This is a genomic window from Sphingobacterium sp. NGMCC 1.201703, from assembly GCF_047784615.1.
Lineage (GTDB): Bacteria > Bacteroidota > Bacteroidia > Sphingobacteriales > Sphingobacteriaceae > Sphingobacterium.
Genome location: NZ_JBLOHD010000006.1, coordinates 318,524 through 332,456, shown reverse-complemented (window position 1 = coordinate 332,456; position 13,933 = coordinate 318,524). Strand labels below are relative to the sequence as shown.

8 protein-coding genes are annotated in these 13,933 nt (G+C 35.9%); 5 read left to right on the top strand and 3 right to left on the bottom strand.

The window, feature by feature from the left end; all coding sequences use genetic code 11:
- Nucleotides 1–23: 23 nt before the first annotated feature.
- The gene (locus ACK8HY_RS14965) at nt 24–1,703 is read left to right on the top strand and encodes an Ig-like domain-containing protein (protein ID WP_077436890.1); all 1,680 of its coding nucleotides are present in this window, start codon (nt 24–26) and stop codon (nt 1,701–1,703) included.
- Between the two features lie 49 nt (nt 1,704–1,752).
- On the opposite strand, the gene ACK8HY_RS14960 is transcribed toward ACK8HY_RS14965, so the two are convergent.
- The gene (locus ACK8HY_RS14960; RefSeq protein ID WP_077436889.1) at nt 1,753–2,259 is read right to left on the bottom strand and encodes a gamma carbonic anhydrase family protein; all 507 of its coding nucleotides are present in this window, start codon (nt 2,257–2,259) and stop codon (nt 1,753–1,755) included.
- Nucleotides 2,260–2,264: 5 nt separating this feature from the next.
- Complete coding sequence (gene nadB / locus ACK8HY_RS14955; RefSeq protein WP_416134117.1) at nt 2,265–3,857, bottom strand: L-aspartate oxidase; 1,593 nt, start codon at nt 3,855–3,857, stop codon at nt 2,265–2,267.
- A 2,731-nt stretch (nt 3,858–6,588) separates the two neighbouring features.
- On the opposite strand from nadB, the gene nadA reads away from it, so the two are divergent.
- The gene (gene nadA, locus ACK8HY_RS14950; RefSeq protein WP_416134116.1) at nt 6,589–7,584 is read left to right on the top strand and encodes a quinolinate synthase NadA; all 996 of its coding nucleotides are present in this window, start codon (nt 6,589–6,591) and stop codon (nt 7,582–7,584) included.
- A 151-nt stretch (nt 7,585–7,735) separates the two neighbouring features.
- A complete protein-coding gene (gene thiL / locus ACK8HY_RS14945) occupies nt 7,736–8,788 on the top strand; it encodes a thiamine-phosphate kinase (protein WP_077436886.1) in 1,053 nt (350 codons plus the stop codon).
- A gap of 116 nt (nt 8,789–8,904) precedes the next feature.
- On the opposite strand, the gene ACK8HY_RS14940 is transcribed toward thiL, so the two are convergent.
- Nucleotides 8,905–9,693 (bottom strand): segregation and condensation protein A, encoded by a 789-nt coding sequence (locus ACK8HY_RS14940; protein ID WP_077436885.1) that lies wholly within the window; start codon nt 9,691–9,693, stop codon nt 8,905–8,907.
- Nucleotides 9,694–9,854: 161 nt separating this feature from the next.
- On the opposite strand from ACK8HY_RS14940, the gene dxs reads away from it, so the two are divergent.
- Both dxs and dnaA read left to right on the top strand, forming a co-directional pair.
- Nucleotides 9,855–11,783: a 1-deoxy-D-xylulose-5-phosphate synthase gene (gene dxs, locus ACK8HY_RS14935; RefSeq protein WP_077436884.1), complete on the top strand. Its 1,929-nt coding sequence runs from the start codon at nt 9,855–9,857 to the stop codon at nt 11,781–11,783.
- Between the two features lie 532 nt (nt 11,784–12,315).
- A complete protein-coding gene (gene dnaA, locus ACK8HY_RS14930) occupies nt 12,316–13,740 on the top strand; it encodes a chromosomal replication initiator protein DnaA (RefSeq protein WP_077436883.1) in 1,425 nt (474 codons plus the stop codon).
- Nucleotides 13,741–13,933 lie beyond the last annotated feature (193 nt).

Here is a 13,933-nt window from a genome sequence, read left to right as displayed (position 1 = left end):
TTTACGACAATATTTTATTTTTTATGACAACTTCCTTAGAAAGCAATAAAAGTAGCTCAGAAAGGCTAAAAAATAGCTTAAAAGCGAGATTACTTATTTTAAGCATGTTTATAATGCTCATTGGCTTGTCTATACAATGCGCGAGTATACAACAACCAACGGGAGGACCAAAAGATTCCATTCCACCAAAGATTCTACAGGAAAGTCCTGCAAACTTTTCAAAGAATTTTACCGATAAAAAGATTGTCATCACATTTGATGAGTATGTCAAATTGGCTAATCAACAAAAGGAATTCAGCATCACCCCGGATATGGGGAGCAATCCCGATTTCAAAATCAAGAAAAAAAATCTGGAAATCACATTACCGGATTCTCTTGAAAAAAACACGACCTATAGCATCTATTTCGGTAAAGGTCTTGTAGATTATAACGCAGGAAATGCATTGGTAAATTATGCCTATGTATTTGCAACAGGTGATAAAATAGACTCGCTTAGTATATCGGGAAATGTAAAGAGTGCTATAACAAAAGAGGTCTTAAAAGAGGTTAAAGTTCTCTTAATTCCCACAAGCCAGGATTCTATTTTCGGAAAAAAGAAAGCAAATATCTTTACAATCACAGATACAGCCGGAAATTACAAGCTTAATAACCTACGTGAAGGGACATATCGCATCTATGCGCTCCAGGAAAAGAACAATGACCGAATCTATAATGCACCCGATGAAGAAATAGGTTTTCTGAAAGATTCAATTGTATTGGAACATGATTTAACAAATATCGATCTCGAAGTATTCAAAGCAATTCCAAAGAAATTCCGTACCCAAGAAAAGAAATTTGAAAAAAATGGAAGTGTACTGCTTGTCTTCAATAGAAGGATAGATAAACCAAAACTGAGTATACTGAATGATGAATTAAATAACAAGGATAAAATAGTCCGCTTTTCAAAATCTTCAGACTCCGCGTCGCTATTTCTTCCGAATCTAAAAATAGATTCGCTAAAATTAGTGCTAACGGAAAATGAAAACCCGCTGGATACGATCCTTGTCAGAAAGGGAAATGTAAAAATAGAGCAGGTAATTGATCCTCAATTCACACCCAATAATGGAAAAGTAGATCGGATCAACCATTTACAGGTATCGGCTTTTACACCAATAAAAAATATAGATAAAGCGAAGCTCAAATTCAAAGAAGATTCTCTCGTAAGAACAAATTATCAATTGGCAGTGGACACAAATGACGCCAATATCTACCATATCCGCTATAACTGGAGAAAGGATAAAAAATATCAAATTGAATTTACCGAAGGTGCTATAACAGGGTATTTCGGAGAGCATAATAAAGAGAAAAAATTTGATCTTACCTATGATGATAGTGAGAACTATGGGGATCTAACATTTGATTTTACGGATCTGGATAGTAATACAACCTATCTGGTCGAGCTTATCAGTGAGAAAAAAGATAAGATCTATAGGATAGACAAAATCAATAGCAATACTCCCTCGGTAGCCTATAAACAGTTTCCAGGAGGTAAGTATACCCTACGTGTCATTCGGGATAACAATAATAATGGAATATGGGATACCGGCGATGTTGAAAAGAAGACTTTCCCTGAACCTGTTGTCTACTTAAATAAAGTTTTTACCATACGGGCGAACTGGGAACAAAAAGATAGCTTTTCATTAAGTGGACTCAAAAAGGAATAAAATTCAGTTTTAAAAAATATAACGAAAAGCTATTGCTAATACGTTTAAGCTAAAACCAGGAGCTATATAATACATAATTATGTGGCAACTGTTGCAAAAGCGCCTTCTGTTCGTCAGTTAGCGCTTTTATCTTTTTGGCTGGAACCCCGGCATACAAAAATCCGGACTCACATCGTGTATTCTCCAAAACGACGGCACCGGCAGCGATAATGACATTAGATTCTATCACGGCATTATCCATCACTATCGCCCCCATTCCAATCAACACATAATCCTCCACTATACAACCGTGTACCATTGCCTGATGGCCTATGTTAACATAATTACCAATGGTTGTACCGCTTTTTTTATACGTGCAATGAATAACAGCACCGTCCTGTACATTCGTATAATGACCAATACGGATATAATTGACATCGCCACGTACTACGGCGTTAAACCATATCGAGCAATGGTGCCCAATCTCCACATCCCCTACAATAGTCGAATTCGGTGCTAGAAAGCATTCTTCTGCAATCATAGGAGATTTGTCCAGAACAGGTAAAATAAGTGCCATATTTATTAGAATATAGTATCTTGTAATACGGTTGAATGCTGAGGATAGTCGGTTGTATAATGCAGACCTCTACTCTCTTTTCTTAACTTAGCGGACTTGGTCACAATATAGGCGACCTGGATCACATTACGCAGTTCGCAAAGCTTTACAGATAGCCTAGTATTACGATAAAAATCCTCCGTTTCCTCATATAATAGATGTAGGCGTTTTAGCGCCCGTTCTAACCTAAAATCTGATCGTACAATGCCCACATAATCACTCATTATTTTCTGGCACTCCCGTAGATTGTGACTCACCAAAATATCCTCGTTAGAAAGTGAAGTCTTGGAGTCATCCCAATCAGGAACGTTGGCAACATATTGCATTGATCCAATAGTTTTGGTAGCGTCCAAAAATATCCTATGGGCATATACAAGAGCTTCGAGCAGTGAATTAGACGCTAAGCGGTTTGCTCCATGCAATCCAGTTGACGAGCACTCGCCACAAGCGTATAAATTGCGTATACTACTTCTTCCGAAATCATCCACATAAATGCCCCCACATAAATAATGCGCGGCCGGAGTAACAGGTATAAAGTCTGTAGCCATATCCAGCCCTATAGAAAGGCATTTTTCATAAATATTCGGAAAGTGTTTGATGATGTCCTCTTTATTCCTATGGGTAATATCCAGATATACGTAATCCATACCCGACTTTTTCATTTCCGCATCGATTGCCCTTGCGACAATGTCCCTAGGAGCCAATGAAGCTCGTTCGTCATATTCCTCCATAAAAGACTCACCATTTAAACGTCTTAGGATCCCTCCAAATCCACGAACAGCTTCAGAAACCAAAAATGCCGGAGAATCTTTAGGATTATATAAAGAAGTTGGATGGAATTGCATAAACTCCATATTACGTACCTTTCCCTTAGCACGATAAACCATTGCTATACCATCACCGGTCGCGATTGTCGGATTAGTGGTACTTGAGTATACATGTCCAGCTCCACCGGAGGCCATAACGGTTACTTTACTTAAAATTTTGTCCACCAGGTGTGAGGAAGTATTGAACGCATAAATTCCATAGCAGGTAATATCATCCCTGTTCTTATCCACATACTCCCCCATATGATGCTGGGTAATTAGATCAATAGCAAAATAATGTGTCACAATATCTATATTGGGATCATTATGTGCTTGTTCCAATAAAGCTCTTTCTATTTCATAACCGGTTATATCTTTATAATGAAGAATCCGATGAGCGGAGTGCCCCCCTTCTTTAGCAAGGTCATATACGCCGGATTCCTCCTTGTCAAAGGAAGTTCCATAGGCGATAAGTTCAGCAATCCGATCTGGCGCCTCCCGAACTACGTTTTCCACAATTTCCACATCGCATAATCCGTCTCCAGCTATCTGAGTATCAACGATATGCTTTTCAAAGCTATCAGACTTATCCACAACGGCAGCCACTCCCCCCTGTGCATATTTCGTATTAGACTCATCCTCATTGGACTTGGTGACTATCAATACTTTACCAAATTTAGAAGCTTTTAACGCAAAACTTAATCCGGCAATACCTGATCCAATGACCAAAAAATCTACCTTTCTATCTGCCATATATTTTAAAATTCACAAATTATCCCAAAAGTGACGGTTCAAATTAACGAAAAATGTGGAAAACGTGTAAATAAAAGGTTAAATAAAAATGAAAAGTATTTAACAATCCACAAATCCCCTACTCTGGCCAGGAATTGTCATTATTTTTCCGCACAAAATTTGACAGATTTCCACATTTTTTAGACATGAACTATTCAACAAAAAAATATTGAAAATAAAAAACGTCAAAAATTAGAATTTTAAAAATCAGCTCTTTAATCCATAAATTCTGTTGAAAAATTGTTGAAAACTCTGTAAAAACCTAAAATCAAAATTCACAGAGATCAATTTATACCACTTTTCCACACCCTAATAAACAATAAGAGAATCTCTATTTTAAAAAATTAGTATTTATTGAAAAAAAAGATTGTGGAATACGTTCGAAAATCTTTGTTTAGTTTTGTCAACATCGAAACAAACCTATTCAGAATGGAATATTTGGTTGGGGATAAACTCTCCTATTTAAATATTCCATTCTGAACGAGTTTATTTTGAAAATTTAGATTTTAAAGGTTTTTTTAACCTTTTTAGAGTTAGATATTTTTTTAAAAACTTTTTAAATAACTTTTTATGAAATTATAAAAGAGCTTGTATTGGGATTTCTGTAGATTTTAAAATAAAAATTGATTTTTTGCTCCTTTTAGAGCAAGTTATTTGGCCGCATTTGGTTTCAATTTCATTTTATGAGAAGCTCAAGCGGTTTAAAATTTTTTGATATAGAAATTTTTGTGAATTAAATCGCTTAGATTGGCATATTTTTATTTTTTTCCGAATTTTTTACGGTGATTTTAATGTGAAAGCGTTTTTCCGAGTGTTTTCCAGAAATAAGTAGATCCGAAATTGGGATGTAATTGATTTTTATGCAGCCTGAAGTCGTTTAGATTTTGGAATTGGACTTTAAAATATTTTTTTTTCATTTTACCGTAATCTAAGGGCCTCTTTGTAATAAAGTACATAGCCGTCAACGTTTTGAAGGCTTATTTCTTTGGGATATATAATTCTTCGCAAAATTTATTTGTATTTAGCGTATTCTGGAACATTTTGATATAAATTTTTGAAAAAATAAACTCGATTACAATTGAATATATGTTTTTGAGATGTTCTCTTAATTTTTTATTGGATTTTAATACAGTTTGAAAGTATATGGGGAAGGAAAAGCACCTTGCAAATCGTTTAGGTATTGGATGATATCTAATTATTATTAGAAATTTCATTGTTGAACAAACATTCTTACTATATTTGCGAGCCAAAGTCATTTTTTGATTTTGAGTGTTATAATTTAAAGTCTTTTAGATTTCGATAAAAGCTCTGATCGGATACAATGTACGTTTTATCCTATTCTCAGCGAGCTTGTTTCAGAATTAACCGGCTCAGCATGCTGTAAATTTTTATTGTTGATATGCCATTTGATTTACCAGATTCTAGCGGCCTTTTTTCATCGAACTAGAAATAATTTTTTTAATATTTTTAGTTATAATATAAAATTATAACTTTATATTATAAAAATTATATATATTATTTAGAATGCATAGTTTATCTTTTCTAAATCTCCAGTTTCCAATCTATTTAAATTAAGAAGCCTGGCTAGGACTATTAGTTTAAAGCCATTGAGGTTTTGATTTAGAAAAATTTATATTCTTTTTGCATAAATATCAAATTGTATAGCTGTTTACTTATGATATACCGGTAAAGGCTAGTTAGAAGCGCTGAGTGTACGCTATTTTCTCCCGCTTTTGTAGATAAAAATTCTAGCATATTCTAAGGAGCTTTGGACCAAGAAATTTGTCATCTTTTTGCATTATGGATGAGCCTGTGTGGAGCTACTGCTTTGGCTACCCTGATAAACATAACTGTTCCGATGGCTCGACCTGAGAGTTTGGTTTGCACGTACAACAAGAATTTTTTCTGTTTATAGCCCCTGAGAATGCTTTATAATACATCATATCACAGCAGATTAAAAATATCCGATTCTCATCGACCTTAATTAAGAATGGATTGTAAAAAATACCTTTATTGAATTTTACTTTGATTTTTATCGATTTAAAGAATAAATTTGAATGAAATAAAGGTCATGAGATTTTGTTAAAAACCTTCCTTCCTACTATCCTACCTAAATATTGTATTCTAAAAGACTTTATTTCCTAGATTTTTAGATTCTATTTGGCTGATATCACCCCGAAAATGATCTGAAGTGATTGTATCGAATACTACGGTCGCTCGATGTATTTTATTTCCAGCTTCGACGTCTTTAGATTTCTATAAACCTTACTGTTTCCCAATTCTTATTTGATTTTGGACTCTACTGGGTAGACGATCCTTTACTATGAAAATGTTAAAAAATAAAGCTTCCGTTTGTGCTATATTTTTACTTGCTTTGTATTATGCCTAAGAACGTTCAATGAGCAAGAAAATGGGAGAAAGTGATTTTCTTGGTTTGAAAGAGTTTGAAACAAAGTCTTTGAGCTTGCGATAATGCGGAGGCTGTTTGGTATTTTTCCGAATATTCGACTCTAAAAGGGTTTAAATCGAGATATATTTTTAATTATTTCTTTTAATTATACTTTTTTAACTTAAAATATCTTATATATAGCTATTTGTTCCAACGACCGATTTGATTAATTTGCTTTTTATTGACTTTTATATTTATAACAATGTGTATTTTTGTTGTTCATAAACTGTTGAAAGTACCCACATGGAAATTGTAAATTATGAGCTTCAGGCAAAAGGATATAATGATGCTCCGATTGATCCTTCATTGGATTTAGTAGCTGAAATCCAACGATTAAAGAAAGAAAAGAATGCTGTAATTTTGGCACATTACTATCAGGAATCTGAAATTCAAGATATTGCAGATTATATTGGGGATAGTCTAGGTTTATCCCAGGAAGCTGCAAAAACGGATGCTGATTTAATAGTCTTTGCCGGAGTGCATTTTATGGCGGAGACGGCAAAGATACTATCTCCATCAAAGAAAGTAATCCTGCCAGACGCTAAAGCTGGCTGTTCGCTGTCAGATTCCTGTCCACCACACCTGTTTGCTAAGTTTAAGGAGCAATATCCAGATCACTTGGTAATTACTTATGTAAACTGTACGGCCGAATTAAAAGCCTTATCAGATATTGTATGCACATCAAGTAACGCTGTCCAGATTGTTGAGAGCCTCCCTATAGATCAGAAGATCATCTTTGGACCCGATCGTAACCTTGGTGCCTATGTAAAGAAAAAAACTGGACGTGATTTAGTGCTTTGGAATGGTGCTTGTATGGTTCATGAAATTTTTTCACAGGATAAGATCGATCGCTTAAAGAGTGAATATCCGGAAGCTAAATTTATTGCGCATCCTGAATGTGAGGATCATATTTTGGCTAAAGCAGATTATGTAGGCTCTACTGCAGGAATGCTTAAGTTTACGCAGACAGATAGCGCGCAAGCTTATATAGTTGCGACAGAATCTGGTATTCTATACCAGATGCAAAAAGCTAGTCCTGAAAAGACTTTTATTCCTGCACCACCAAATAATGCCTGCGCATGTAATGACTGTCCTCACATGAAGCTTAATACGCTTGAGAAGCTTTATAATTGTTTGAAATATGAATCACCTGAAATTCTGCTTCTTGAAGATGTTATACTTCGCGCACAACGCCCGATTGAGCGCATGTTAGAGATATCAGCAAGTTTAGGACTTTAGTAATTTGCATATTATTTGATAATAATCGATATGATAACAGATTGTTTTTCATATCGATATATTTTGTATTGCTGTTAGCTGTCCAATCCATCCGGGTTATGGCAATATTCGTAATGGCATTATGATATTTTGAAATTTAAAATTTTTTGACATGTTTGATTTTGATAATACTGAGCGTACCAATTTGGAAGAAATGGGTGAGTTTGGTTTAATTGATTATATAAGTAAGGCGGTAGAGCTGACTGAAAAATCTACCATTAAAGGAATTGGTGACGACGCGGCCGTATTGGATTTTCAGGGAAAGAAAACTTTGATCTCCACTGATTTGCTCCTGGAGGGTATTCATTTTGATCTGCGATATGTACCTCTAAAACATTTGGGATATAAGGCAGTACAGGTAAACTTGAGTGATATCTATGCGATGAACGGAATTGCTTCCCAAATTACTTTTTCTATTGGGTTATCTTCCAAATTTCCACTAGAGGCAGTAGAAGAGATCTATCAGGGTGCTTTGATAGCTTGCAAAAAGTATAATGTTGATTTGGTCGGCGGAGATACTTCGGCTTCGGCTCAGGGCCTCGTAATTTCTGTAACTAGCATAGGCTATGCCGAGGCAGACAAGATTGTTTATCGTAATGGAGCAAAGGAAGGTGACCTATTGTGTGTATCTGGGGATTTGGGAGCTGCCTACATGGGATTGCAGCTATTGGAAAGAGAAAAGAACATTTATCTGGAAAATCCAAATGTGCAACCAGATCTTGAAGGCAAAGACTATATTGTTGAACGTCAGCTAAAACCGGAAGCAAGAAAAGATATTGTTGAATTATTTGCAAAATTAGCGATTATACCCACTTCGATGATGGATATTTCGGATGGTTTGGCTTCTGAAATACTTCATATCTGCCGGCAATCGGACAAAGGATGTAGATTGTATGAGGAAAAAATTCCATTGGACCAGATGACCTACGATACGGGACGTGAGTTCGGTATCGACCCGACCGTAGCAGCACTTAATGGAGGTGAGGATTATGAGCTCCTATTTACAATTGCTCAATCGGATCATGATAAGATCAAGAATCTACCTGACATTAGTATTATAGGCTATATGACTGCGGCTTCAGAAGGCTGCGAAATGATTTCTAAATCCGGAAATCTCTATCCAATTACTGCACAGGGCTGGAATGCTTTCAAAAAAAAGGATTAAACTAAAATGCCTATAGGAAACAGCGGATTTTTCAATGAGTGGTATTGAAGTATTTTGATGTTGAAATGTTTACGCAATAATAAAAACGGTTGTCCAGCTTATTGGACAACCGTTTTTTATTGTTCTAATTCTTCTTCGAGTACTAAATCCTCTTGTTTGGGATCCCGTTCTTCGACATTGAAATTGTTATATCCCAATCCTACTTCAATCTGCAGAAGTCGTTGCTGCAGCATTTCTAAAATTGCTAGGAAGTTATAGACGAATTGAACCTTGTTTTCAGAGTTTTTCAGCAGTTCCTGAAAATCTAATTTTTTATTGATTTCAATAAGTTCGGCTATTGCCTTTTTCTGTTGTTCAATGGTATAGGGATACTTCACCACAGTGTGTGTTACCTCGGCCGGTCTATTGCGAAATTGATACATCATCTGCTCATAGATCATCATCAGACCATACAGATCAAAACTGTCCAGATTTTCACCTGTTGCATCCAATTGAAGGCGTTGACGTATGTCATACTGAATATTACCTCTACTATACAATTGAAGCCGGTTTTCCTCCATTTCTCTTAGGGACTCACATATGTCTTTAAATTGCTTATAGAGAATAAGTTTCTGAACAAGATCTTCTCTCAGATCTATTTCGTTCTCATTTTCGTCCAGCTCCGGTCTAGGAAGCAGCATTTTCGCTTTTATACGCATCAATGTAGAGGCTACAAAGATAAATTCGCTGGCCATCTCCATATTGAGTGCCTGCATTTGACTTACATAAGACAAAAAATCATCGGTAATTTTCGAAATGGGAATATCATGAATATTCAGTTCATCCCGCTCGATAAAAAATAGTAATAAATCAAAAGGTCCCTCAAATTGAGGAAGCCTGATTTCGTAACCTTCTTCTACTTGCATATCTTATACAAATTTACGTAATAAAATCTTTTGGAATCGTTCACATAGAAACTATTGCTGTTTTTATTTGTTGTAGTTCAATATACAAGTGCGATTTATTTTAAAGATTAAATAAAATTGTCGTTACTTTGTGTAAACATTTAATGTAAAATAGCGGTACTATGCAATTTGAGGCTGGAGAACTATTAAGTAAAATAAACGATCCATCTGATCTTAAAAAGCTAAAGGAGGACCAATTAGAACAACTAAGCCAGGAATTACGTCAATTTATTATTGATCAGGTTTCGGTGAACGGTGGTCACTTTGCAGCAAGTTTGGGAGTCGTTGAGTTAACGGTGGCATTACATTACGTAATGAATACTCCCTATGATCAATTGATATGGGATGTAGGACATCAGGCTTATGGTCATAAAATTCTGACCGGACGTCGTGAGATATTTCATACAAATCGTATTGAGAATGGTATTTCGGGTTTTCCGAACCGTTCTGAATCCCAGTATGACGCATTTGGTGTAGGACATTCTTCTACTTCAATTTCTGCTGCTTTGGGTATGGCTGTGGCCTCCCAAATTAAAGGAGAAAAAGACCGTCAGCATATTGCAGTTATTGGAGACGGCGCTCTGACCGGTGGAATGTCATTTGAGGCATTGAACCATGCAGGGATCGCTAAATCTAATTTATTGGTGATTCTAAACGATAATTGCATGTCTATAGATCCCAATGTTGGAGCCCTCAAAGAATATTTGACTAGTATTACAACATCAAAACGATACAATAGATTTCGGGATGATATCGCAGCTGTGCTGACCAAAATTTCTGAAGTAGGTCCAAATGCGCTCGGTATCGTTAAAAAATTAGAGAAAAGTATCAAAGGGACCTTATTAAAGAATGCTAACCTTTTTGAGTCATTAAACTTTAGATATTTTGGTCCCGTTGACGGACATGATGTAAAGAAATTGGCTAAGACTCTTGAAGATCTCAAACATATACCTGGTCCCAAACTATTGCACGTGGTCACAGTTAAGGGAAAAGGGTTTGCATTAGCTGAAAAAGATCAGACGAAGTGGCATGCACCGGGCTTATTTGATAAAATTACTGGAGAGATAAAAAAATCTTCGAGTGAAAAACCAGTGGCACCAAAATATCAGGACGTTTTTGGACATACTATGGTCGAACTTGCAGAGGCGAATGAAAAAATAGTTGGTATAACACCAGCGATGCCTTCAGGTTCTTCAATGAACATCATGATGAACGCAATGCCGGACCGGGCATTTGATGTTGGTATTGCCGAACAACATGCTGTCACTTTTAGTGCTGGCTTGGCGACACAGGGACTATTACCTTTCTGTAATATCTATTCATCGTTTATGCAACGTGCCTATGATCAGGTCATACATGACGTTGCTTTACAAAATTTAAATGTAGTATTTTGTTTGGATCGCGCAGGTGTAGTAGGTGCGGATGGAGCTACACATCATGGTGCTTACGATATCGCTTTTATGCGTTGTGTTCCGAATATGACTGTTTCTGCTCCGATGAATGAAGAAGAGCTCAGAAACTTAATGTATACGGCGCAATTGCCTAACAAGGGGCCTTTTGTCATTCGTTATCCAAGAGGAAATGGTGTAATGCCGGATTGGCGCCGTCCATTTGTAGAAATTGAAATTGGTAAAGGAAGGGTGATTACTGAAGGGGAAGAACTTGCTATTCTAAGTTTTGGAGCTATTGGAAATGAAGCTGTCAAGGCTGTACAACAATTGAACGAATTGGGAATACATCCTGCACATTATGATTTGCGATTTGTGAAACCTTTAGACGAATCTTTATTGCATCAGGTCTTTAAAAAGTTCAAAAAAATAATTACAGTTGAAGATGGCTGCCTTCAAGGCGGAATTGGTTCAGCTGTGTTGGAATTTATGGCTGACCACGGATACAATAGTCAGGTTGTACGATTGGGAATCCCTGATCGTATTGTTGAGCATGCTGAACAGAATGCACAGTGGAAAAGTTCTCATTATGACGCAGCTGCCATTGTGGAAGAGGGAAAGAAAATGTGCGATGGAAAATTTACCCATACGATGGTGGGCTAAATTCTGCTATATATTTTCAAAAAAAGGAAATCCTACTATGGATTTCCTTTTTTTTTGAATTAAATTGGATTCTATCTTGTTACAGAAATAACTGTTGTACAGCTTCGAATCGACCGTCTTTTTTGATTTGATAAAGCCTTAAGAGGCGATAAAGAGAAGCTCAGTAAGGTTGTTAAGCCTACTTTAAATTCTTATAAATTTAATATTAAAAATATATGAACTAAAGGTTGTATTTCGCTTTTATTTTGGTTAATTTAGGACTATACCTTTAAGACTGAACCGTAGTATGTTTACTACTTTTTTTGTTCTTTTTTTTGAAATAAATTTGGAATGTTAATAATTATTTTTAGAGATCAATTTTAGCTCGAGTTTTCCACAATTTTACAAGGTAACTGACTGATTTATAGAATTTTGATATTTTTTTTATATTTTAGTTTTTTAGCTGATTTTTTTTTGTCATCTTCGTTCTCAGAGAAAGTTATCAACATATTTTTTGTCGCGTATTGTAAATCAACTTATTAACAATTTTAGAATGGAAAAAACGTATTCAAGTGTCTGGAATAATTGTCTTTCGATTATCAAAGATAATATCCCAGCGCAAAGTTTCAAGACCTGGTTTGAACCTGTGAAAGCAGTCCGTTTGGAGGGTGACGTTTTAACTATTCAAGTACCTAGCTTATTTTTTTACGAGTGGTTGGAGGAGCACTATGTGGGTATCCTTCGCAAGACCGTAAAGAAGTTTCTAGGAGAGCAAGGTAGATTGGAATACAATATTGTAGTTGAGAAGTCATCGGCTTCTCATCCCTATACGACTAATCTTCCATCGAATGGCAATGGGGCAGAGGGTAAGAGACAATCTATTCCTGTACCGGTATCTTTGAACAGAGATATCAAAAATCCGTTTGTTATTCCTGGATTAAAGAAATTGCAGGTTGACCCGCAATTGAATCAAAACTACACATTTGAGAATTTTATTGAAGGTGAATGTAACCGTCTTGCTCGTTCTGCAGGCTATGCAGTAGCAAACAAACCGGGAGGTACATCATTCAACCCTTTAATGATTTATGGTGATGTAGGTTTGGGAAAGACACACCTTGCCCAAGCTATCGGTAATGAAATTAAAAGAAATCTTCCCGATAAGTTGGTCATTTATGTGTCCTGTGAGAAATTCTGTCAACAGTTCGTCGATTCATTGAAAAACAATACGATCAATGATTTCGTCAATTTTTATCAAGCAATGGATGTCATTATCATGGATGATGTGCACAACTTTGCTGGTAAAGAGAAAACACAGGATATCTTCTTCCATATATTCAATCATTTGCATCAATCTGGAAAGCAAATTATTTTGACTTCTGATAAAGCACCGAAGGATTTGGCTGGCTTAGAAGAACGTTTGCTTAGTCGTTTTAAATGGGGATTATCTGCAGATATTCAAATTCCAGATCTCGAAACAAGAATGGCGATTTTGAAGAAGAAGATGTACTCTGATGGCATTGAATTACCTGAAAATGTCGTGGAATATGTTGCAACACAGATCGATAACAGTGTTAGGGAGTTAGAGGGAGCAATGGTTTCTTTATTGGCTCAATCAACATTGAACAAAAAGGAAATTGATCTGGGATTGGCAAAATCGATGTTGAAGAATTTTGTGAAAAATACACATAAGGAAATTTCAATGGATTTTATTCAAAAATTAGTTTGCGAATACTTTGAGGTTCCTGTGGATATGGTAAAGTCAAAGGTCCGAAAGCGTGAAATCGTGCAGGCCAGGCAAATTTCGATGTATTTAGCGAAAAGCCACACAAAATCTTCACTTAAATCGATTGGTGCATTCTTTGGAGGAAGAGATCATTCAACTGTCATCTATGCATGTCAAACCGTTGAGGATTTAATTGAAACTGACAAGAAATTTAAAACTTATGTCAGTGACATTATGAAAAAGTTGAAATCGTAGTGTCGCCTGATATTGAGTTAAAGGAAAGGGGCTATCCAAAATGGGTAGCCCCTTTTTATGCTATTTTATACGTTCTTTTAAAGCATTATTTAAGCTATTAAATTATCAAGTGTTAACTTATTTTTTGGGATATCCGCTGTTATCGCATAAATAATGGTTTAAAAAAAACTCCGAATATGCCAAAGCATATCCG